This is a genomic window from Tsuneonella mangrovi, assembly GCF_002269345.1.
Classification (GTDB): domain Bacteria; phylum Pseudomonadota; class Alphaproteobacteria; order Sphingomonadales; family Sphingomonadaceae; genus Tsuneonella; species Tsuneonella mangrovi.
In genome coordinates, this window is record NZ_CP022889.1 from 2,145,145 (window position 1) to 2,167,082 (window position 21,938).

General features: G+C 61.3%; 17 protein-coding genes. 16 read left to right on the top strand and 1 reads right to left on the bottom strand.

All coding sequences use genetic code 11. From position 1 onward, the window contains the following. Window positions 1–33 precede the first annotated feature (33 nt). The 5 genes from CJO11_RS10485 to pstB all read left to right on the top strand — a co-directional run bounded on the left by CJO11_RS10485 (window position 34) and on the right by pstB (window position 4,840). A complete protein-coding gene (locus CJO11_RS10485; RefSeq protein ID WP_095012669.1) occupies window positions 34–885 on the top strand; it encodes a hypothetical protein in 852 nt (283 codons plus the stop codon). Between the two features lie 209 nt (window positions 886–1,094). Further along, a complete protein-coding gene (pstS, locus tag CJO11_RS10490) occupies window positions 1,095–2,141 on the top strand; it encodes a phosphate ABC transporter substrate-binding protein PstS (protein ID WP_205651063.1) in 1,047 nt (348 codons plus the stop codon). Beyond that, window positions 2,138–3,181, top strand: a complete 1,044-nt coding sequence (pstC, locus tag CJO11_RS10495) for a phosphate ABC transporter permease subunit PstC (protein ID WP_205651064.1) — start codon at window positions 2,138–2,140, stop codon at window positions 3,179–3,181. The genes pstS and pstC overlap by 4 nt, the downstream gene beginning before the upstream one ends. Window position 3,182: 1 nt before the next feature. Beyond that, window positions 3,183–4,025 (top strand): phosphate ABC transporter permease PstA, encoded by an 843-nt coding sequence (gene pstA / locus CJO11_RS10500; protein WP_095012670.1) that lies wholly within the window; start codon window positions 3,183–3,185, stop codon window positions 4,023–4,025. Beyond that, the gene (gene pstB, locus CJO11_RS10505) at window positions 4,022–4,840 is read left to right on the top strand and encodes a phosphate ABC transporter ATP-binding protein PstB (protein WP_095012671.1); all 819 of its coding nucleotides are present in this window, start codon (window positions 4,022–4,024) and stop codon (window positions 4,838–4,840) included. Before pstA ends, pstB begins: the two co-directional genes overlap by 4 nt. Before the next feature lie 9 nt (window positions 4,841–4,849). On the opposite strand, the gene CJO11_RS10510 is transcribed toward pstB, so the two are convergent. Continuing rightward, window positions 4,850–5,767 (bottom strand): DMT family transporter, encoded by a 918-nt coding sequence (locus CJO11_RS10510; RefSeq protein WP_240504453.1) that lies wholly within the window; start codon window positions 5,765–5,767, stop codon window positions 4,850–4,852. A gap of 264 nt (window positions 5,768–6,031) precedes the next feature. On the opposite strand from CJO11_RS10510, the gene CJO11_RS10515 reads away from it, so the two are divergent. The 11 genes from CJO11_RS10515 (at window position 6,032) to CJO11_RS10565 (ending at window position 21,603) form a co-directional block, all read left to right on the top strand. Further along, window positions 6,032–9,067 (top strand): TonB-dependent receptor, encoded by a 3,036-nt coding sequence (locus CJO11_RS10515; RefSeq protein ID WP_095012672.1) that lies wholly within the window; start codon window positions 6,032–6,034, stop codon window positions 9,065–9,067. A 98-nt stretch (window positions 9,068–9,165) separates the two neighbouring features. Further along, window positions 9,166–10,704 carry a tryptophan halogenase family protein gene (locus CJO11_RS10520; RefSeq protein ID WP_095012673.1) on the top strand — a complete coding sequence of 513 codons (1,539 nt, stop codon included), beginning with the start codon at window positions 9,166–9,168 and terminating at the stop codon, window positions 10,702–10,704. After that, window positions 10,701–11,438 carry a SapC family protein gene (locus CJO11_RS10525; protein ID WP_240504455.1) on the top strand — a complete coding sequence of 246 codons (738 nt, stop codon included), beginning with the start codon at window positions 10,701–10,703 and terminating at the stop codon, window positions 11,436–11,438. The genes CJO11_RS10520 and CJO11_RS10525 overlap by 4 nt, the downstream gene beginning before the upstream one ends. Next, window positions 11,431–12,459: a cupin-like domain-containing protein gene (locus CJO11_RS10530; RefSeq protein ID WP_095012674.1), complete on the top strand. Its 1,029-nt coding sequence runs from the start codon at window positions 11,431–11,433 to the stop codon at window positions 12,457–12,459. The genes CJO11_RS10525 and CJO11_RS10530 overlap by 8 nt, the downstream gene beginning before the upstream one ends. After that, on the top strand, window positions 12,456–13,970 hold the full coding sequence (locus tag CJO11_RS10535; protein ID WP_240504457.1) for a tryptophan halogenase family protein: 1,515 nt from the start codon (window positions 12,456–12,458) through the stop codon (window positions 13,968–13,970). The genes CJO11_RS10530 and CJO11_RS10535 overlap by 4 nt, the downstream gene beginning before the upstream one ends. Before the next feature lie 107 nt (window positions 13,971–14,077). Then, window positions 14,078–15,127, top strand: a complete 1,050-nt coding sequence (locus CJO11_RS10540; protein WP_095012675.1) for a LacI family DNA-binding transcriptional regulator — start codon at window positions 14,078–14,080, stop codon at window positions 15,125–15,127. Continuing rightward, window positions 15,102–16,346 carry an MFS transporter gene (locus CJO11_RS10545; protein WP_338064662.1) on the top strand — a complete coding sequence of 415 codons (1,245 nt, stop codon included), beginning with the start codon at window positions 15,102–15,104 and terminating at the stop codon, window positions 16,344–16,346. The genes CJO11_RS10540 and CJO11_RS10545 overlap by 26 nt, the downstream gene beginning before the upstream one ends. Window positions 16,347–16,427: 81 nt before the next feature. Beyond that, a complete protein-coding gene (locus CJO11_RS10550; RefSeq protein ID WP_240504464.1) occupies window positions 16,428–18,860 on the top strand; it encodes a glycoside hydrolase family 3 protein in 2,433 nt (810 codons plus the stop codon). A gap of 253 nt (window positions 18,861–19,113) precedes the next feature. After that, complete coding sequence (locus CJO11_RS10555) at window positions 19,114–19,578, top strand: hypothetical protein (protein ID WP_095012677.1); 465 nt, start codon at window positions 19,114–19,116, stop codon at window positions 19,576–19,578. Then, complete coding sequence (locus tag CJO11_RS10560; RefSeq protein ID WP_095012678.1) at window positions 19,578–20,840, top strand: tyrosine-type recombinase/integrase; 1,263 nt, start codon at window positions 19,578–19,580, stop codon at window positions 20,838–20,840. The genes CJO11_RS10555 and CJO11_RS10560 overlap by 1 nt, the downstream gene beginning before the upstream one ends. 340 nt (window positions 20,841–21,180) lie before the next feature. After that, complete coding sequence (locus CJO11_RS10565) at window positions 21,181–21,603, top strand: hypothetical protein (protein ID WP_150125018.1); 423 nt, start codon at window positions 21,181–21,183, stop codon at window positions 21,601–21,603. Window positions 21,604–21,938: the final 335 nt, after the last annotated feature.

A 21,938-nucleotide genomic window follows, 5' to 3' on the forward strand; every position in this document is an offset into this window, starting at 1 on the left:
CGACCTGCTGAACCATGAAGGAAAGGACCAGACATGAACAAGCTTCTCATCGCCGCTTCGGCACTCGCATTCGTGGCCATCCCCGCACATGCCCAGTTGCTGGGTGGCGCCGGCGGACTCGGCGGAGTCGTCGGCGGGACGCTCGGCGGAGCCGGGTCGATCGGCCAGACCACCGATCCGATCACCGGCACCATCGGCAATGCCGTACAGGGTCGCGCAGCGACGCACGGCAGCCAGCACGTCAACGCCCGAAAGGGCAGTGCTTCGGCGAGCCGCAGCGCCAATGCGTCGGGCGGAGCGTCGACCGACAGCCTGCTCAACTCGCCGATCGTACCGATGGGCACCAGCGCGAACGGTTCCGGCAATGCCTCCGGCAAGGGTAATGCCAACGCCAGCCTGATCGGCACCGACGCAGTCGGCGGCATGGCCAGCAGCACCGCCGGGTCGGCGCGCAGCCTGGCGTCGCGTGCGGCCGGCAAGGCCAACGGTGCAACCGGGACCGTGTTGGGAACCGCCGGCTCGGCTGCCGGGATGGCGCGCGCTGCGGGCAGCGGTTCGGGCAATGGCGCAAGTACCGGTTCGGCGAATTCGGCGAGCTCCGGCAACGGCGCGGACAACGCTTTTGCGGTTCCGCTCGCGGCAGCTGGGAGCGCAGCAGCGGCGGGCACGGGGGCATTCTCCGTCGCCCCCGGAATGCCGGTGATGTCCCCCAGCGGCCAGAAGCTCGGCAAGGTGCGCCAGGTCGTGGCGAACAACCAGGGCCAGGTGCAGCAGGTGGTCGTCGAGGGCCGCAAGGGCACACAGACGATCCCGGCGAAGAGTCTCGCCGCGAACGGCAGCGGTGCATTGGTGGCGAAGGGGAAAGGGTCGGCTTCGGCCAACTGATTCAGGCGTCAGCAAGAAAGCTCCGGTCAGCGCTGCTGGCCGGGGCTTTCCTCTATGCATCATGCAAGCCTTGTTGCGGCAGCCGACCGGGCGCTGTGGATAGATTCCCGGGACGCTTGCCGAATTTGTCACGAAACGGTCACAGAAACCCTGTTGAAGCGCCCCGATCGCAATGGGGCGAGTCATGGGGATTCCCAAGGAGTATACGCGTGAACAAATTCATGATCGGTGCAGTGGCTGGTGCATTCCTGCTGGCCGGCTGCCAGGGCAAGACGACGGGTGAAGCAGCGGGCGGCGACGCCGGTGCGGCCACCCAGATTACCGGCGCGGGTTCGACCTTCGTCTATCCGGTGCTGTCGGCCTGGTCGGCTGACTATTCGAAGGAAACCGGCACCAAGATCAACTACCAGTCGATCGGCTCGGGTGGCGGCATCAGCCAGATCAAGGCCGGCACGGTGGACTTCGGCGCGACCGACAAGCCGCTCGATCCCAAGGAGCTGGCCGAGTCGGGTCTCGCGCAGTTCCCGGTCATCGTCGGCGGCGTTGTTGCGGTGGTGAACATTGACGGGATCGACAAGGGCAAGCTCAAGCTGACCGGTCCGCTGCTCGCCGACATCTACCTCGGCAAGGTTTCGAAGTGGGACGATCCGGCGATCGTGAAGCTCAACCCGGGCCTCAAGCTGCCCGACGCCAAGATCACCGCAGTCCACCGTTCGGACGGTTCGGGCACGACCTTCAACTTCACCTATTACCTGAGCCAGGTCAGCCCTGCGTGGAAGGCCGGTCCGGGTGCCGACAAGTCGGTCAACTGGAACGGCGGCGTCGGCGGGAAGGGCAACGAGGGCGTTGCTGCTTACGTCAACCAGATCAAGAACTCGATCGGTTATGTCGAATACGCCTACGTCCTGCAGAACAACATGGCCTGGGCCTATGTGCAGAACGCAGCCGGCAACTATGTCGCGCCGAGCGCCGACAGCTTCAAGGCGGCCGCTGCCAGCGCCGATTGGACCAAAACCAAGGACTTCTACCTGGTGATGACCAATGCGCCGGGCGATCAGGCGTACCCGATCACCGCGTCGACTTTCGTGCTGATGCCGCGCGAACCGAAGAACCAGGCTGCCAGCGATGCTGCACTGAAGTTCTTCAAGTGGTCGCTCGAAAATGGTCAGCCGCAGGCCGACAAGCTTGACTATGTCCCGCTTCCCGCCACACTGGTGAAGCAGATCGAAGACTACATGCAAGCGAACATCAAGTGACATCAGAACCTGGTTCCCCGGTCTCGCTCGACGAGCGAGCCGGGGACAACGGCCGGGGGGAAACCGTTTCCTCCCGTTCGCAAATTGCTGAAGTTTCGTCGGCCAGGTCGCACAGCGGCCTGGCCGAACGGCTGTTTCATTGGGTCACCGGTGGCGCTGCGTGGCTCGTGCTGCTGATCCTGCTGGCGGTCGCCTATTCGATGGCTTCGGGCGGGGCGCTTGCTTTCAAGACCTTCGGATTCGGCTTCATCACCAGTACCAGTTGGGATGTGCCCAACGGACAGTTCGGGGCTCTGGTCGCGATCTACGGCACTCTCGTCACATCGGCGATCGCGCTGATTATCGCCGTTCCGATCAGTATCGGCATTGCTTTGTTCCTGACCGAGATTGCCCCGGTGTGGGCGCGCCAGCCGATCGCGGTTGCCATCGAGCTGCTCGCAGCTGTGCCCAGCATTATCTACGGCATGTGGGGCCTGTTCATGTTTGCGCCGTTCATGGCCAGCCATGTCGAGCCATGGATCAACGATCACCTCGGTGTTTTGCCTGTCGTAGGCCCGCTGTTCACCGGTCCGCCTATCGGCATCGGGATGCTGACCGCCGGGATCGTACTGGGGATCATGGTCATCCCGTTCATCGCATCGGTCGCGCGCGATGTGTTCAACGCGGTGCCACCCACGCTGATCGAATCGGCGGTGGCGCTGGGTGCGACGCGGTGGGAGCGGCTGTGGAATGTGACCTTGCCGTATACCCGTTCGGCAATCGTCGGGGCGATCTTCCTCGGGCTCGGGCGCGCATTGGGAGAGACGATGGCGGTGACCTTCGTGCTCGGCAACGCGCATGACTTGTCCGCATCTCTGCTCATGCCCAGCAATTCGATCGCAGCGGCGATCGCCAACGAATTCACCGAGGCCGATACCGAGCTCTACCGCAGCTCGCTGGTTGCACTTGCCTTCCTGCTGTTTATCGTGACCTTCATCGTGCTGAGCCTCGCCAAGTTGATGCTGGCGCGTGTCGAACGCACCATGGGTAGGACCAACTGACGTGAACTGGGTTCTTTTCCGCAGGCAACTCGCCGATCGGATTGCGTTCGTCGGCGCGGCGCTTGCGACCGTGTTCGGCCTGGTTTTCCTGTTCTGGATCCTGTGGACGACATTTTCGAACGGCGTCGAGGCGATCGGCCCGAAGCTGTTCACCGAGATGACCCCGCCGCCGGGAGCAGACGGCGGCTTGCTCAATGCGCTGTACGGCAGTGCGGTCATGATCGTGGTGGCGATCGTGGTTGGCACTCCGATTGGGTTGTGCGCTGGCACCTACCTCGCCGAGCATGGACGCAACACCAAGCTCGCGGCGGCGGTGCGCTTCGTGAACGACATCCTGCTGAGCGCCCCCTCGATCGTGCTTGGCTTGTTTATCTACGAACTGATCGTGGTCCCGATGCGGCATTTTTCCGGTCTTGCCGGTGGCCTGGCGCTGGCGCTGATCCTGGTCCCAGTGGTCGTGCGCACCAGCGACGAAGCGCTGCGCCTGATCCCCGACCGGATGCGCGAAGCGGCGTTTGCGCTCGGCCTGCCGCGCTGGAAAGTCAGCCTGCAGGTGCTGTTCAGCGCGGCGATGAGCGGGATTGTCACCGGGATACTGCTCGGAGTGGCGCGAATCAGCGGCGAGACCGCGCCGCTTCTCTTCACAGCGCTCAACAACCAGTTCTGGAGCTCGGATCTCAACGGACCGTTGGCAAACCTGCCGGTTGTCATATTCCAGTATGCAATGAGCCCTTACGATAGCTGGCATTCGCTGGCATGGGCGGGGGCACTGATTCTCACAGTGTTCGTCCTAGCCCTCAACATTACCGTTCGCCTGTTCGCGCGCCGGAGAGCATTCAAATGATCAACCTCGACGCGCGAAGCAAGGATGCGGCGCAGGACGCTTCCGCTCCGAAACCGATTCTGCGTGAAACGAAGATCGACATTCGCGGTCTCGATTTCTTCTATGGCAAAAGCCAGGCGCTGCGCGGCGTGACCCTGCCGATCCCGGAAATGGCAGTTACCGCGATTATCGGCCCGTCGGGCTGCGGCAAGTCGACCTTGCTGCGGACAATCAACCGGATTTACGAGCTCTATCCCGAGCAGCGCGCCGAGGGGGAAATCATCCTCGATGGGCAAAACATCCTCGGCAAGGTCGACATGGCCGACCTGCGACGCCGGGTCGGTATGGTGTTCCAGAAGCCGACTCCGTTCGCCAGCTCGATCCGCGCCAACGTCGGATTCGCACTGTCGTATTACCAGAAGCTCTCGAAGTCCGAACTCGACGACCGGATCGAGGATGCGCTGAAGCAGGCAGCTCTGTGGGACGAAGTCAGCGACAAGCTCGACCAGAGCGCGCTGTCGCTATCGGGCGGCCAGCAGCAGCGGCTGTGCATCGCGCGCACGATCGCAGTGAAGCCCGATGTGGTCTTGTTCGACGAGCCGACATCCGCGCTCGACCCGATCTCGACCGCCCGGATCGAGGAACTGCTGCACGAACTGCGAGGCAAGTTCACGATCGTGATCGTCACCCACAACATGCAGCAGGCTGCGCGCGTTTCGGACAAGACGGCGTTCTTCCACTTGGGTGAGCTGATCGAGTTCGACGATACGCTGCGGATTTTCACCAACCCTGCGAAGCCCAAGACGCAGGACTACATCACCGGCCGCTACGGCTGACGAACCGGGTCAAACCCCGCCGGGCGGAACCGTGTCCTGGCGTTCGATCGACAGCTTGTGTTCGCGATATGCGATGATCAGCCCGGCGGCAACGATCAGCGGCGCGCCGATCCAGGTCGACGCGGGCGGCAGGCTGGCGAACACCAGCCAGCCGAATAGCGTGGCCCAAATCAGCCCCGAGTAATCCATCACGATCACGCTCGAGACGGCCCCAAGCCGCAGGGCCGAGGTGAGCAGGAATTGTCCGAGAATTCCAGAGAGGCCCAGGCCCAAAAGGAGCGACCACTGGTAGCTCGTGTGGTGCCATTGCCCGACAAACGGCAGGAACAGCACCAGGACCGGCAGCGTGAACAACGCGAAGTAGAACACGATGATGATCGGTTCGTCGGTGCGGCTGAGGTCGCGGATCTGGATCGAGATCATCGCGATCATGAACGCGGCACCGAGCGCCACGGCGGCGCCGAACAGCGGAACGTGGCTATGCCCCGGCTGGGTCATGACGACTACTCCGGCAAAGCCGAGCGCCACTGCTGCCCAGCGGTACCTGCCGACCGTCTCCTTCAGCACCATTGCCGACAGGATCACTGCCCAGATCGCCGAAGTGAAGTTGAATGTTGTCGCTTCGGCCAGCGGCAGCAGCGTAACTGCACCAAAGTTGAGGAACATGCCGAGCAGCCCGTAGATCGCACGCTTGGCATGGACCTTCGGCCGGTGCGTCACGAGGCGTCGGGGCTGGCCCCTGAGGAGAAAAAATCCGGCGACGATCGGGACGGTCGGCAGCTGCCGCCAGAACAGGATTTCTGCAAGGTGCATCCCGCTCTGGCTGGCGAGTTTGACCAGCACCAGCATTATCGCGAGCGTGAATGCCGCGCCAAGGCGGACGACCAGTGCAAGGACCGGTCTCTGCCGGGGCGGATCTGTCGACACCGCAGCCACGGTAAGCGTTCGCGCTGGCGAGACAAGCGCGATGTGATGGCACTCGGATTCCACACAGCGATGCCTGTGCGAACGAATCGCGATCGAGAGCCGGCATCTGTCATCCAGCAGTGCGCCTTGCCGTGCGTTTGTGCATATTTCATCCACAGGCGATGGATAGGTATGCACCTTGACCAAGTGAACGTTCTCATCTAAGGGAACGTTCACTCAGGTTAGTCTGCGCCACGAGAGCGTGGGTCTTAGGGAGGGATTTCAATGAGGGCTTTGCGTAGTAACGCGTTGGGTAAGCTTATGCTCGGCGCGTCGGTTCTTGCGATTGGTTCGGTGGCACAACCGGCCCTGGCGCAATCGACTCAGGGCAACAATCAGTCGAGCGACAGCAGCAAGGCTGCGTCGGATTCGACTGCGACGCCGGTCGATGATGTCATCGTTGTCTCGGGTATCCGGGCCAGCTTGCGCGAATCGATGAACATCAAGCGCGACGCGGTCGGCGTGGTCGATGCGATTTCCGCTGAAGACATCGGCAAGTTCCCCGATACCAACCTCGCCGAATCGCTCCAGCGCATCACCGGCGTCTCGATCGATCGGTCGTCCGGTGAGGGTTCAAAGGTTACCGTGCGAGGCTTCGGGCCGGAATTCAACCTCGTACTGCTTAACGGGCGTCAGATGCCTGCATCCAGCCTGGGCGATTGTTGCTCGGCACCGGCATCGCGTAGCTTCGACTTTGCCAACCTTGCGTCCGAAGGCGTGGCTGCGGTCGAAGTTTACAAGTCCGGCCGTGCTTCGCTCCCGACCGGTGGCATCGGTTCGGTGATCAACATCATTACTCCGCGCCCGCTCGACAATGAAGGCATGCACGGCAGCCTGTCGGCCAAGCTGACCGTCGACCACACCTTCTCCGGCACCAAGCCGACGCCTGAATTCTCTGGCATTTTCAGCGACACCTTTGCTGATGGCAAGGTCGGCATCCTCGTCGACGGCAACTATTCCAAGCGCAAAGCGAGTCTAGCGGGTTTCAGTGCCGGCTGGCGCGAAGGTTATCTCGGATCGGAGAACAATTGGGGGTCACTGCCGGTCGATGCGAACGACTGGCGCGTGCTCTATGTGAACCCGAACCTGCTCAATCAGATCGACAATCGTCCTGGACCTAACGACATTTATCAGGTCACGCAGAATGCGGGCTATGACTTTACGAACATCAGCCGTGAGCGCATCAATGGTCAGGCGGTATTGCAGCTCCGTCCAGTGGATTCGCTGACCGCGACCTTCGATTACACGTTCTCGCAGTATACTCTCGATGCACGTACCAATAGCATTGGTGTGTGGTTCAACCATGTGAATACTTCGAGTTCATGGACCGATGGTCCAGTCGCCGGACCGAACTTCTACGCTGAACATTTTGGTGCCGGTGAAAACAAGGATCTCGCGATCACTGGTGCTGTCGCGGCCAACCGCAACATCAACCGGTCACTGGGCGGCAACCTGAAATGGCAAGGGGACAGCGGTCTTCGCTTTGAACTCGATGCACATCATTCTACTGCAGAGAGCAAGCCGACAACTCCCTATGGCAGCAACATTGCTGTCGGAAGCGCCATTTACGGGATCGAAGATCAAAAGGTCGACTTCACCCATGCGATGCCGGTGATTTCCGTTTCGATGTATCCGGGCTCGGAAATCAATGTCGGCAATATTAGACCGGCAGGTAACGCGTTCCGAAATGGCTATATGCGCGACCGGATCGATGAAGTGACCTTCAGGGGAGGATATGATTTCGATTCGGATTTCATCGAAAGCCTCGATTTTGGTGCAACTTACACGGACAATTCGGTTCGTTCAGCGTACGGGGTGATTCAGAACGACACTTGGGGAGGCACTCTTTCGGCGGCTAATACTCCCGACAACCTCTTCACCATGACCAACTTGCCCAAAGATCTCTCGGGCATGGAGGGTTCGAACGATCCATCGATTATTCCTAATTATTTCCAAGTCGACACGGTTGGCTTGATCAATCTGCTCGAGAACCAGTTGGGCATCTGCAGCTCGCCGATTACTGGAACGGCCGAGGCCGCCGGCAGCTGCTTGGCTAAGTATACAACCGACCGGCACATTGATGAGAAGACGACGGCGTTCTACGCCCAGTCGACACACAAGTTTGACGTCGGCACCGTCGGCGTTAATTTGCGCTTAGGCTTGCGCTATGAAAAGACCGACATCGACGCGACGACTATTCAGCCGTTGCCAATCGCGACTTTGTGGACTGGTGATAACGAGATTTCGATACGGTACAGCCCGACCGAAACCCGCTCTGAATTCCTGAGTGGCAAGTACGATTATTGGCTACCGGCGATCGACCTCGATATCAAGCCGACAAGCGATGTGGTTTTGCGTGCATCGTATAGCCATACGATCACCCGACCTGATTACGGAAGCATGCAGAGTGGTCTCGAACTTGCATCGCCCATTCGCGTCGATGGTAGCACTGCGGGTGTCGGCAATCCGAACCTCCTTCCTTACTTGTCGAAGAACCTCGATCTGTCGGCAGAATGGTATTATGGCCCCTCCAGCTACCTGTCGATCGGCTTCTTCAACAAGAATGTCAGCAACTTCATCACGTCGATTAACTACAACCAGTCAGCCTACGGCCTCACTAACCCGGCACAAGGCCCGCGCGTCGCCGCTGCACGAGCAGTGCTTGGCCAGAACGCATCTTACACCGACATTAGGGCCTGGATTAGTCAGAACTATCCGAATGCCTTGGATCCTACGACTGGTGCGATTATGGGCCAGCCTGATGATCCGTTGGTCAACTTCCTGACTTCCGAAAAGATCAACAGCGATCAGACAGCGCGTCTTTGGGGTTGGGAGTTTGCCGTACAGCACAGCTTCTGGGATACCGGTTTCGGCGCACTTCTGAATTACACGATCGTTAAGAGCGATACGAGCTACGACAACGCGCTACGCTACACAATCCCGCAGTTCGCGGTGACTGGTGTCAGTAACAGCGCGAACGCCGTGCTATTCTACGATAAGAACGGCCTCCAAGCTCGTATCGCTTATAACTGGCGTGACGGATTCTTGTCTGGTTACGGCTCAGATCCTTTTTACATCCAACCTTATGGCCAGTGGGATGCCAGCGCGAGCTACGACTTCGGCAACGGTGTGTCGGTGTTTGTCGATGGAATCAACATAACCAATGCCGACCGGCGCGGGCATATGCGAAGCGACCAGAACGTCTACTTCGCGCAGCCAGGCTACGCTCGTTACTCGGCAGGCGTCCGCTTCAAGTTCTGAGGCACGCTTCCGGACGGGAGCGTAAGGTGGGGAGCCGTGCAGGTCGATTGCGCGGCTCCCTATCTCGTTGGTCCGGGATTGTTTAGGCTTGCAAGATCATGTCCGGACGAATCGCCAATGTTGTCGTCGTCGGTGGGGGGACCGCGGGCTGGCTTTCCGCCTGCTACCTTGCGGCTGCTCGACCCGATCTGTCGATCACGCTGGTCGAATCGCCCGACATCGCGACGATCGGTGTGGGCGAGGGCACCTGGCCGACGATGCGAGAAACCTTGTCGGCGATCGGAATTGGTGAAGCGGAATTCCTTCGCGAATGCGATGCGTCGTTCAAGCAGGGTTCGCGCTTCGACGGGTGGGTAAACGGCGATCCGCCGGACCGCTACTATCATCCCTTCTCAGCGCCGCCCGCAGTGGACGTGGCCGACCTGCTTTGCGCTTGGAACAAAGCGACAGAAGGGCGGTCTTTCGCTGAAGCGATGACCCCGCAATTGGCCGCGTGCGAGCGCGACCTCGCGCCGCGCCAGCGCGCCATGCCCGACTATACCGGGGCGCTCAATTACGCTTACCACCTCGATGCCGGGAAGTTTGCGGGCCTCCTCGCCCGGCATGGGACAAAGCGGCTCGGGATCTCCCGCTTCGCTGATACCGTCACAGCGGTGAAGCCCGGCGATGACCGCACGATTGCTTCGCTCTCGCTGAAGAGCGGCAAAGAACTTGCCGGCGACCTGTTTATCGACTGCACGGGCCAGGCCGCGCTGCTGATTGGTGGCCACTTCGGCGCGGAGTGGATCGATCGCTCCGACGTGTCGTTCAATGACCGGGCGATTGCCGCGCAAGTGCCGGTCCCGCCCGACAGCGCGATTGCCTCGCAGACGGTTGGCACTGCCCATGAGGCCGGTTGGCTGTGGGATATTGCCTTGCCGCAACGCCGCGGGATCGGCTGCGTTTACAGTTCGCGGTTCATGGGCGACGAAGAGGCCGAGCGGGTGCTACGCGAATATATCGGCCGCGCCATGCCCGGTAGCGAACCGGACACCATTTCCGTCCGCAATCTGGCATTCCCGACCGGCTATCGCGAGCATTTCTGGATCGGCAACTGTGTCGCGATTGGCCAGTCGGCGGGATTCATCGAGCCGCTCGAAGCATCGGCGATCGTCATGGTTGAGCTGTCGGTGCGGGCACTTGCCGCCAACTTCCCGGCAACGCGCGGGTCACTGGCGTTTCACGCCAAGCGGTTCAACGACTTGTTCCAATATCGCTGGGAGCGGATCGTCGATTTCCTCAAGCTGCATTATGTGCTCAGCGAGCGGACCGAGCCCTACTGGACCGCACACCGTGATCCGGCGACGATCCCGCCGCGCTTGGCGAAACTGCTCGAGCTATGGCGGGACCAGCCGCCTTCGGCATGGGACTTTCCCCAGGTCGATGAAGTGTTCCCCGCCGCTAGCCACCAGTTCGTACTCTATGGCATGGGCTTCCCGGCTCCCGCCAGCGTAGCACCTGCTGGCGCGCTCGGAGTGGCTGACGAGCAGCTTCGGCAGGTCGCTCAGCGGGCCCGGTCGCTGGCCTCGGTGCTGCCTGGGAACCGAACCTACTTTGCGGCTTCCGCCGCACCTTCGCTGGCCAGCGCGGCGACATGACAGGACAACGCACGACGATGAGCAACCACCAGATCCTCAATCCGGCAGACCATGGCGGCCTGCGGATCAATACCGAAGCCGGAACCGACATGGGCGATGCGGTGATGGCGAGCCTTGCGGTTCCCGCCGAGTTCCGGCGTCTGGCGTGCGAGTACCCGATCCTGTTTCGCCACGATTTGCAGTCCGATACCTTCTCGTCGCTTGCGCTGTTCGGTTTCGAGGACGGCGAGAACCTGTTTCTTGACGGGCGGGCATGGGATGCGAGCATCAAGCCACTGGCGATGGCGATCCAGCCCTTTTTGGTCGGGCGCGGACCCGATGACGCAGACACGGTGCAAGTGCATATCGACATGGGCAGCCCGCGTATCTCGGCCACCGGCGAAGGTGTCCGCGTGTTCGATGACGCTGGCCAGCCGACCCCCTATGCCGAACAGATCATCGAGATGCTTGGCGCGCTCGATCAGGGCTATCGCGCCAGCTCCGCGTTTTTCGCCGCGCTCGACCGTTACGAACTGCTCGAGCCGTTTTCGATGGACGTCACGCTCGAAAACGGGATGCAGCATCGCCTGGTCGGCTACCACATGGTCGATGAAGCCAAGGTCGCATCGCTCGAACCCGGCGCACTGGCGGAACTGCACGCGGCCGGTCATCTGGCACCTTTGTTCATGGCGATGGCATCGCTGGGCAACCTTGGCAAACTGGTCCGGCGAAAGAACCGGCGGGTCAATGGCTGATATTTCTCCCAACCTCCTGGCCGATCTGCCGAAAGTCGCCGAGGAGCAAGTCGCTCCGGGCGAGCTCGACGCGCGGCTGAAGGGAGCGCGGGAACCGTTTGTGATCCGAGGGCTGGCGGCGGATTGGCCGCTGGTCCGTGCGGGACTTGAGAACAGTGCAGCGGCGCGGGACTATCTTGTCGCTCACGGGCGAGACCGGCAGTTCCCGGTCAACATCGGCCAACCCGGCGGTGGCGACCGGCTGTTCTACGACCATGCGATGAAGATCAACTTCCGGATGGCGACAGGCCCGCTGGACGCGATCCTCGATGGGATTGGTGCGAACGAGGACAAGCCCGACGCGCCGGTAATCTATCTCTCGTCGATCGACATGGGCGACTATTTCGATGGTTTGCGCGAAGCCAACAATCTCCCCTTGGGGGATCGCAAGCCGATCGAGAGCATCTGGATCGGCACGCGCACGCGGATTGCAGCGCACAACGACGTGCCCGATAACGTGGCGGTGTGCGCTGTCGGTCGGCGCCGGTTCACACTGTTCCCGCCCGAGCAGATGGCCAATCTCTATCCCGGACCGCTCGAGAGCACTCCGGCAGGCAGGCCGGTCAGCATGGTCGACCTGCGCGATCCCGATTTCGAGGCATACCCCCGCGCTCGCGCGGCGCTGGCCGCTGCGCAGATTGCCGAGCTCGAGCCGGGCGATGCGGTGTTCGTGCCCTCGCTCTGGTGGCATCACGTCGAGGGCCTTTCGCCGTTCAACATCCTGGTCAATTACTGGTGGCGTGACGTGCCGGGGTTTCTCGGCAAGCCCGAAGACGCGCTGTTTCACGCAATCCTGGCAATCAGGGACCTGCCCGAAGCCGACAAGGCCCAGTGGGAAGCGATTTTCGATCATTACGTGTTTCACAATTCGCCCGAGGTGATGAGCCACCTTCCGGCGGGCGCGCGCGGCATTCTTGCGCCGCTGACGTCGGAGACGGCTGGACAGATCCGGGCCAAATTGCTGCGAGGGCTTTCGCGATGAAGAAGGACACTATGACCAAGACGGGCAAGCAGCGGATCGTGATTGCCGGTGGCGGGACCGCTGGCTGGATGACCGCCGCACTGCTCGCCGACACGATGGGTCACGTGATCGACCTGACGCTGGTGGAATCCGATGCGATCGGCACGATCGGCGTTGGCGAAAGCACAATCCCGCCGATGGTCCTGTTCAACCGACTGCTCGACATTCCCGAAGCCGATTTCATGCGCGCGAGCCAGGCGACCTTCAAGCTCGGCATCATGTTCGAGAATTGGAAGGATGTCGGCGAGAAATACTTCCACTCGTTCGGGACGGTGGGCAAGGATCACTGGTCGGCCGGGTTCCAGCATTTCTGGATGCACGGGCTGACCAAGGGCCATGACCAGCCGTTCGAAGAATATTGCCTCGAGCTCAAGGCGGCGCTGGCAGGCAAGTTCGCGCACTTGCCCGACGAACGATTGAACTACGCCTATCAGCTCGATTCGGCACTTTACGCCAAGTACCTGCGCAAGAAGGCGGAAGCAGCCGGCACTACCCGGATCGAGGGCCGCATCGGGCGCGTCGAACTCGACTCGGAGAGCGGAGATATTGCCGCGCTTATTCTCGATGGAGACCGGCGGATCGAAGGCGACCTGTTTGTCGACTGCACCGGCTTCCGCGCGCTTCTTATCGAAGGGGCTCTGCACGCCGGGTTCGACGACTGGACACATTACCTGCCGTGCGATTCGGCGATCGCGATCCAGACTTCGAGCGTACGCGCGCCGGTGCCCTATACCCGGGCGATTGCGCACGATGCGGGCTGGCAATGGCGGATCCCGCTCCAACACCGGCAGGGCAATGGTATCGTCTATTGCAGCCGCTACCTCGACAAGGACACGGCACTCGAGCGGCTGCTCGGTTCGATCGAAGGCGACAAGCTGACCGAACCCAACGTGATCCGCTACACCACCGGGGTCCGGCGCCATCAGTGGCTGCGCAATTGTGTCGCGATCGGGCTGTCGGGCGGATTCATGGAGCCACTCGAATCGACCAGCATTCACTTGATCCAGCGCGCTGCGCTCAAGCTCATGCGGATGCTTCCGGCTGGAAAAGTGAGCCCGCGCGACGTGGCCGAGTTCAACGAGCAGCAATTCACTGAAATGGAGCAGATAAGGGATTTCCTGATCCTCCATTACAAGGCGACCGAGCGCCGCGACAGCGCGTTCTGGAGGCACTGCGCGACAATGGACATCCCCGACTCTCTCGCCCAGAAAATCGAGTTGTTCCGCGAGACCGGGCGGGTGTTCCGCAAGAACGACGAGCTGTTTGCCGAGACCAGCTGGTTGCAAGTGATGATGGGGCAGGGGATCGTGCCCCAGACATACCACCCGGTTGCTGCGAAGTTGCGCGATGAGGAACTGGAGCGATTCTTGCGCAGCATTCGCGAAGGCGTCGCCAAGACCGTTGCAGGCCTGCCCGATCACCAATCGTACATCCAGCGCTATTGCGCGGCAGCTGAGGCGCAGGCGGCGTGAGAAGCCGGATGGTGGTTCAAGTGGTGCCGACCCATCCGGCCCGCCCGGGCAATTGCGCATTGCTCGGTTTAAACGCTAATTGCGATTTCAAAGGGGGGATCTAGCGGATGGCCAGGCGCCGCCAAGCTGTGACGATCAAACACGTGGCTGCCGATGCGGGGGTGTCGTTGCAGACTGTCAGTCGCGTGATCAACAAGGAGCCAAGCGTTCGCCCCGAGATGAAGCAACGCGTCCAGCGCTCGATCGATAAGCTTGGATATGTGCCTTCGATCGCCGCGCAGCGGATGAGCGGTTCGCGTTCGTACCTGATCCTGGCGGTGAACGATCGTGAGCGCACGATCGCCGACTGGACAGCACGGCAAGGCGCAGACTGGGTCGACCAGATGTTGCTGGGCGGGATGCTCAAGTGCGCCGAACACGGCTATCGCATGCTGTTTGAACTGGTCGATACCCACGACGACCACGTCGAACGGGAGCTGGCGACCGCGATTGCGGCGCTGCAGCCCGATGGCTTGATCCTGACGCCGCCACACTCCGACAATCCCAGGATTGTCGAATTCATGGCCAAGCAGAACATCCCGTTCGTCCGGATCGGCTCACACGATACCGACTGCGGGATCGCGATTTCGATGGACGACGAGGGATCTGCGCGGCTGGCAGCCCGCTACCTCGTCGATCGCGGGCACAGCCAGATCGGGTTCATCGCCGGTTCGCCTGAATACCAGCTCAGCGAATGGCGCGTGGCTGGCTGGCGCGCAGTAATGGCCGAAGCGGGGTTCGCAACCGAAGGATTGCTGGCGCAGGGCGACTTCAGCTACCAATCCGGTCTCGCTGCGGCCAGGCAACTGCTCGATCGAGCCGAGAGACCTACTGCAATCATTGCATCGAACGACCAGATGTCGCTCGCGACGCTCGAAGTTGCGCGCGAGCGCGGGCTGGACATTCCGGGCGACCTGTCGATCATAAGTTTCGACAACACCCCGCTGGTGCACTTCACCCAGCCGCCGCTCACTGCGATCGACCAGCCGATTGCTGAAACCGCTTCGCGGGCGGTCGATCTGATTATCGCGGCCCAAAAAAGTGCGGAGTTGCCTGCTACACCGGTGGTCGTAAGCGGCAGCCTTGTCGAACGTGGCTCGGTCGCCGATCTCGCCTGACGGGGCAGTTGATCGGGCGGACAGCGACCGCCGGCTGGGGCGGTTCATTGCCCTGTACGGCCTTGCCTGGGCCGGTGGAGCGATTTCCTACACCCCGTTCCTGACGATCCTGCTCCCGGTCATCGTTGTTCGGCTGTCCCCCCAAGGCGGAGCGGTCAGCTGGCTGGCCTACATCACCTTTACCGGTGCCATTACCGCCAGCTTTGCCAATATCGCGTTCGGCTACTTGAGCGATCGAACCCGCAATCGGCGTGGCTGGATCGCGGCCGGCCTAGCATTGTCATGCGTTTCGTTGATGACATTCTCGCGGATCGACAGCCTGCCGGGCCTGCTGGCGTTGATCGTGGTCTGGCAAACCGGCCTCAACATGATGCTCGGCCCGCTCGGTGCCTTGGCGGGGGATTGCGTGCCCGATCGCCGCAAGGGTGTGCTTGGCGGGATCTTGGCATTTGCGCCCGCGCTCGGCGCAGTGTCGGGCGCGTTGGTGACGTTGAATGGCCTTGCAAGTGGAGACCAGCGGCTGGCGATCGTCGCTTGCCTTGCAGCGGTGTGCGTTGTACCGATCCTGCTGGTTCCGATAAGGCCGTTGGTCGAAGCGATGCCTTCAGTTGCGGGACCAAATTCGTTTGACGAAGATGATCGCCAATTTGTCGGGGTTCCCGAGCGCTGGATTGTCATCCGCATGTGGCTTGCACGGCTGAGTCTGCAAGTTTCCGAAGCGGCGCTGTTTGCCTACATTTACCTGTGGTTCCGGTCGATCGATCCGGGAACGACCGACAACCGCGCGGCGACCATCTTCAGCACTGCGCTGCTGGTATCGGCACCGCTCGCGTTGTTGGTCGGACGCTGGTCGGACCGCGTTGGCCGCCCTTTTCTCGCGCTTGCAATTTGCGCTGGCCTGGCGAGCGCCGGACTCCTGACGATGGCGCTTGCCAGTACCCTGCCTCTCGCGATCGCCGGCTACCTGCTTTTCGGAGTTGCAAGCGCGATCTTCCTCGCGCTGCATACTGCACAGACACTGCGCATCCTCCCGCAACCCAAGCGGCGCGGGCGCGATCTGGGCCTGTTCAACCTGACCAATACCGTGCCTTCGCTTGTCATGCCGGCGCTGACGCTCGCGCTCGTCCCGACGTTCGGGTTTTCGAGCTTGTTCGTCCTGCTCGCGGTGTTGGCAAGCCTTTCTGCCGCGCTTCTTTTCTCGATTTCCCAGCCTGAATGAGAGCCACGCTTGATTTTGCTGCGGGCCCATGCCAAGAAATTATGAGAACGTTCACATAGAACGTGAATGGGAGAGGGATTGATGAAAATTGCAGGCTCGATTGCTGCGCTGGCGCTGCTCGTTTCCGGGTGCGCGACAACCGGCTCGACAGTGCCTGCCGACGGGCCGATCGCTCAGGCGGCGGCGACTTCGACTCCGCAATCGGCCGAGCAGCGCGCCGACGCGCTGCTCGCGCGCATGTCGGTGGAAAGCAAAGTCGCGCAACTGGTGATGCCCGATATCCTGTCGATCACGCCGCAGGACGTGAAGGCTTATCGTTTCGGCACGATCCTCAACGGCGGCAATTCGGGCCCGGGCGGCAACGACCTCGCTCCGGCACCCGAATGGTTGAAGCTTGCAGACCAGATGTGGGAAGCCTCGACCGCGCCGCGCTCGGACAACGAGCCGGTAATCCCCTTGCTGTGGGCGACCGATGCCGTGCACGGGAACAGCAACATTCCCGGTGCGACGGTGTTCCCACAGAACATCGGGCTTGGAGCAACCCACGATCCCGATTTGGTCAGGCGGATTGGGCGGGCGACCGCTGCCGAAGTCGCGGTGACCGGGATGGACTGGGCGTTCGCGCCGACGATTGCCGTTGTGACCGACGATCGTTGGGGCAGGACCTACGAAAGCTATGGCGATGATCCCAAGCTGGTGGGGGAACTTGGCGCGGCATTGATCGAGGGCCTGCAGGGCAAGAAGGGATCGCCCGAATTTCTCGACCAGCATCACGTGCTCGCTACCGCGAAGCACTTCTTTGGCGATGGCGGGACCGGCGGCAAGGACACTGGCGACACGCGCGGCGATCTCGCCACGCTCGAGAAGATCCACGCGGCCCCTTACCGACCGGCAATCGCTGCCGGGGTCGAGAGCGTCATGGCGAGTTTCTCGTCGATTAATGGCGTGCGAATGCACGGGAACAAGGCGCTGCTCACCGGGTTGCTGCGTAACCAGATGCACTTTACCGGTGTCGTGGTGGGCGATTGGAACGGTCATGCCACGATTCCCGGATGCACCAACACAGACTGTCCGCAAGCTCTGCTCGCGGGGCTCGATATCTACATGGTGCCCGAAGACTGGAAGGGCCTCTACAACAGCCTCGTGCGCGAGGTGAAGGATGGCACGATCCCACAGGCGCGGCTCGATGAAGCGGTGCGCCGGGTGCTGATGATGAAGCTCGCCTACCACGCGTTCGACAAGCCCAAACCCTCGGCGCGCGCACTTGGCGGAAAGTGGGACCAGCTTGGCTCTCCCGCCCACCGGGCAATCGCACGCGAAGCGGTGCGCAAGTCGCTGGTGCTGCTCAAGAACGATGGTGTGCTGCCGATCAAGGGAAGCGCCAACATCCTCGTTGCGGGAACTGCGGCTGACAACGTGCCCCAGCAGGCAGGCGGCTGGTCGATCTCGTGGCAGGGCGGCGGCACCCTGACCAATGCCGACTTTGCCGGGTCGACCTCGATCTTTGCCGGAATTTCCGAAGCCATGAAGAGCGAAGGCGGCAGCGCGCAGCTTTCGGCCGACGGCAGCTACACCACGAAGCCCGACCTGGCGGTGGTCGTGTTCGGTGAAGAGCCTTACGCCGAATACGTCGGCGACCGCGAGGATCTCGCTTTCCGCGGCAAGCAAGGCCTGGCCCTGTTGCGCAAGTTCAAGGCCGAAGGCGTCCCGACCGTGGCCGTATTCCTGTCGGGTCGGCCGATGTGGGTCGCGCGCGAAATGGACTTGGCCGATGCATTCGTCGCGGCGTGGCTTCCGGGCAGCGAAGGCGAAGGCGTGGCCGACGTGCTGGTTGGCGACAAGGCAGGTGCGCCACGTTACGACTTCGCCGGGCGCCTGTCGTTTGCCTGGCCGGCAGGGTGTGCACCGCATGGCCCCTTGCTGTTCAGCGAAGGCCAGGGCGGGAGCTACACGGCTGCACCGCAGCCGGCTGCAGCGCCACAAGAGACGTGCGCGTTGCTCGACCGTAGCTTCGACAAGGGTCTCAAGCTGTTCGACCGCAGGCTCGGTGAAGGGATTTTCGCTTCTGCCACCGATGCAGCCGGCACCGCACAGCTCACCAATCTCACCGGCAGCAGCCCGGCAGGCGATGTCAAGGTGAGCGCATTCGATCACAAGGCGCAGGAAGACGCGCGCCGCTTGGCCTGGTCGGGCAAAGGTAGCCTCTCGATCGGTTGGGGCAAGGCACTGCTACCCAAGGGCGGCGCGTTGATGATGACGGTCAACGTCACCTCGCGTCCGACTGGCCCGGTCACGCTGGCACCGGTGGGCGCCGGAAACGCCGTCGACCTGACTTCGAGCTTCGACCTTGCTTCGGGCAAGGACTGGCGCACGATCCAGGTTCCGATCGCATGCTTTGCGGCTGACGGGACGAGCGGCCTCACACTCGCAGCTCCGGCAGGTTACTCGTTCGAACTGACCTCGCTCGGGATAGTGTCGCTCGCCAGCAATGCCGGGTGCAAAGGGCCGTTCTGATCCTGCAATAGGTTGCGAGCTTTGGCAGCCGCGCTTCGGCGCAGCGAGCAAGGCGCTCGTGCGCAAGGTGGCGGAGACGGAGTCCGCCTAACTATCAGCCAGATGCGGTCGCATCAGTTCTCTAATACCCTGAAAATAAGCGGTGGAAATGGGTATCTGCCCCATGACCTGTTCGCATCTGTTCGATTGCGTTCCCATAAAACCGTGATAGTATTGGGGAACGGTTATGGGAACGGATGATGGATAGGCTTCGATGAGTATCAATGCGCTTACCGCTGATCAGATTGGGCTGATGTGTCGTCAGGTTGATGAGTTGGTCGATGCAGGGGTGAGTCTCAACTTGGCCATTCGCACCTTAGAGACCGCCGTCGATACAACTGCCAAGCACCTGATCCTTGGCAACGCTAGCCCGCATAGCGCAGATCAGGTCCCAAAGAAGCAGTGGTCAGTTGCTGCTAGGGCTGCCCATTGCGAAGACCCGCGACGCCCACCGAAAGAATATCTGCGTGTGGAGCACGGAACACCTCGCAGGGCATTCACGAGGCTTGTGCTCGATGCCTATCGCTTGGGCGAACTCAATCAATCGAAGTTCGAAAGTTTGGTGGAAAGATACTGGAAAGTCGCTGTCGTCACATTGGAAGAGGACGCACGTTTAATGCGATCGCAGATGATGGACACGCCAGATCAGCGTTGGGCAGCAGCTGGAATTAAGTTCTGATGCCAAAGAAACTCGTCAATGCGCTAACCTCTTTGGCAGTGAAGAACGCCAAGCCGGGACGCCATGCAGACGGTGGCGGCCTGCATTTGCTGGTCAAACCGAGCGGGGCGCGCTCCTGGGTCTATCGTTTCATGCTGGACGGAAAGTCTCGCGACGTTGGCTTGGGTGCGGCTGGTCCCGACGGAATATCACTTGCCGATGCCCGCGACGCCCGCGATGCGCTACGCCTCAAGGTCAAGGCGGGCATTGATCCGCTCGAAGAGCGCGCTCAGGAAGCCGCTGAGGCGCAAGCGGCTGCTCAGGCTGCCAAGGTGGCCGGAACCACGTTCAAAGACGTTGCTGCGGCCTATATCGCCGCCAATCAGGATAGCTGGCGCAACCCCAAGCATCGCCAGCAATGGAAGAACACACTCGCCACCTATGTCTATCCGGTAATTGGCGACATGCCGGTGGCCGAGGTCGAGACGGCGCATGTGCTCAAAATCCTCGAGCCGATCTGGAAAGGGAAAGCCGAGACCGCCAGCCGCATTCGCGGACGGATCGAAACCGTGCTCGATGCCGCCAAGGCGCGTGGCTATCGGCAAGGGGAGAACCCTGCGCGCTGGCGCGGGCACCTTGCGCAAATCCTGCCAGCTCGCACCCGGCTATCGCGCGGGCATCACAAGGCGCTGCCGTTTGAGGACATTCCGACCGTCATTGCCGCACTCCGCGCGCGTGAGGCTGTCGCGGCGCTGGCACTGGAGTTTACGATCCTCACCGCTGCTCGCTCGGGCGAAGCTATCGGTGCGACTTGGGCGGAGGTCGATCTGGACAAGGCAATCTGGACGATCCCAGCCGACCGCATGAAGGCCGCGAAAGAGCATCGCGTCCCACTGTCACCGCGCGCGGTTGAGATACTGGAGAGCATGAAGCCTCTTAACACAGGCGGGAAACAGGCTGCACCGCTGTTCCCCGGCGCAAAGGGCGGCAAGCTATCGGGCATGGCCATGGCAATGCTGATGCGCCGCATGAAGGTTGACGCAACCGTGCACGGCTTCCGATCGGGCTTTCGCGATTGGGCGGCCGAACGCACCGGATATGCCCATGAGGTTGCCGAAATGGCGCTGGCCCACACGATCGAAAACAAGGTTGAGCGGGCCTATCGGCGCGGCGATCTGCTCGACAAGCGGCGGCGGCTCATGGATGATTGGGCCACCTATTGCGCCAGCGACGGCGCGGCTGGTGAAAAGGTGACGCCGATCAGAAAAGCAGACGTTGCGTAAGGTCCGCTATGGGGTGGTTAGCGGTCATCCGAGATTCTCGATTGAACGACCTTTCCTGGTCCGAATGCGGACCGTCGGCTTTTCATTCACAGGCTAGGAAGGCCGACAATCTCCAACGGCCCACCTCTGAACGTTTCGGGTAAACGCTGTTTACACGACGCGACCAGGAATTGCCGTTATATTCACACCACACCAAACCGGAGTCACGTCCATGCCTCGCCGATCCAACCTGCTTGCCGTCCTTGCCCTTCTTTCGAGCAGTACGATAACGGCCCAGGAAATAGCAGACTCGGCAGACTCGGCAGACTCGGCAGACTCGGCAGACTCGGCAGAGTTCGACATGATCGCTTTCGAGGTCAAGAGTTGGGGAGCCCCTGCGAACCGCTGGCAGTATGGACCCAACTACGGTGGCGTTTGGGTCGAGGTAATTTCAGAGCCAACCGATCGATTGGGCAGCTACACTCTCGCCTTTCATCCGATAGCCGCCAATCGAGATCGGTATTTAATGCTCGAGGCTATCGTGGATCGGCTTCCTGCAGAAATCCCCGTGTTTGAAGGTTGCAAACGGAAGATGACGGATATGCCTTACGGCACACTCCGGCTGACAAGGGGGGCAGTTACCAAGGAGATTGCATGGAAATCAGGATGCATGGATGACGAGTACGTCCAGTTCATGGACACGTTGAAGGAAGCCGACCGTATGGTTACAGATTGGGGGAAAATGGCTCCGGCCTCAAGGACAGAGGAACATCGCATCGAGTAGCCGTCGTTATCGAATGAACTTTTCTCTAATCGCCTTATTTCAATGCTAGTTGGTCGAGCGAGATGAAGTGGCCAAAGCTTGCGAAGGTTTGCGGCGTTGCTGCTGCAATCCCATGGATTGTGGTGCAAAGCAGACCTGCGAGCGAACGTCCGCAATCGGGTCATTATCTGACCAGCCGCTTCTGGGCGTTGAACTGAGCGACTTCCAAGTCGAAAATGGGGTGGAAAGCGGACATTGTCCTAGGCCGGAGCGGAGTCGCTTTAGGCCCCTCCCTATGAACACGGCTGGGATACTGCTACCGCTTCCCCTTCTCAACGTCTCCTAGAATTACGACG

Excerpts from the sequence above, each read along its gene's own strand:
- CJO11_RS10485 (WP_095012669.1), top strand. The coding sequence starts at position 34 with ATGAACAAGCTTCTCATCGCCGCTTCGGCACTCGCATTCGTGGCCATC.
- pstB (WP_095012671.1), top strand. The coding sequence starts at position 4,022 with ATGATCAACCTCGACGCGCGAAGCAAGGATGCGGCGCAGGACGCTTCC.
- CJO11_RS10515 (WP_095012672.1), top strand. The coding sequence starts at position 6,032 with ATGAGGGCTTTGCGTAGTAACGCGTTGGGTAAGCTTATGCTCGGCGCG.
- CJO11_RS10520 (WP_095012673.1), top strand. The coding sequence starts at position 9,166 with ATGTCCGGACGAATCGCCAATGTTGTCGTCGTCGGTGGGGGGACCGCG.
- CJO11_RS10525 (WP_240504455.1), top strand. The coding sequence starts at position 10,701 with ATGACAGGACAACGCACGACGATGAGCAACCACCAGATCCTCAATCCG.
- CJO11_RS10530 (WP_095012674.1), top strand. The coding sequence starts at position 11,431 with ATGGCTGATATTTCTCCCAACCTCCTGGCCGATCTGCCGAAAGTCGCC.
- CJO11_RS10535 (WP_240504457.1), top strand. The coding sequence starts at position 12,456 with ATGAAGAAGGACACTATGACCAAGACGGGCAAGCAGCGGATCGTGATT.
- CJO11_RS10540 (WP_095012675.1), top strand. The coding sequence starts at position 14,078 with ATGGCCAGGCGCCGCCAAGCTGTGACGATCAAACACGTGGCTGCCGAT.
- CJO11_RS10550 (WP_240504464.1), top strand. The coding sequence starts at position 16,428 with ATGAAAATTGCAGGCTCGATTGCTGCGCTGGCGCTGCTCGTTTCCGGG.
- CJO11_RS10555 (WP_095012677.1), top strand. The coding sequence starts at position 19,114 with ATGAGTATCAATGCGCTTACCGCTGATCAGATTGGGCTGATGTGTCGT.
- CJO11_RS10560 (WP_095012678.1), top strand. The coding sequence starts at position 19,578 with ATGCCAAAGAAACTCGTCAATGCGCTAACCTCTTTGGCAGTGAAGAAC.
- CJO11_RS10565 (WP_150125018.1), top strand. The coding sequence starts at position 21,181 with ATGATCGCTTTCGAGGTCAAGAGTTGGGGAGCCCCTGCGAACCGCTGG.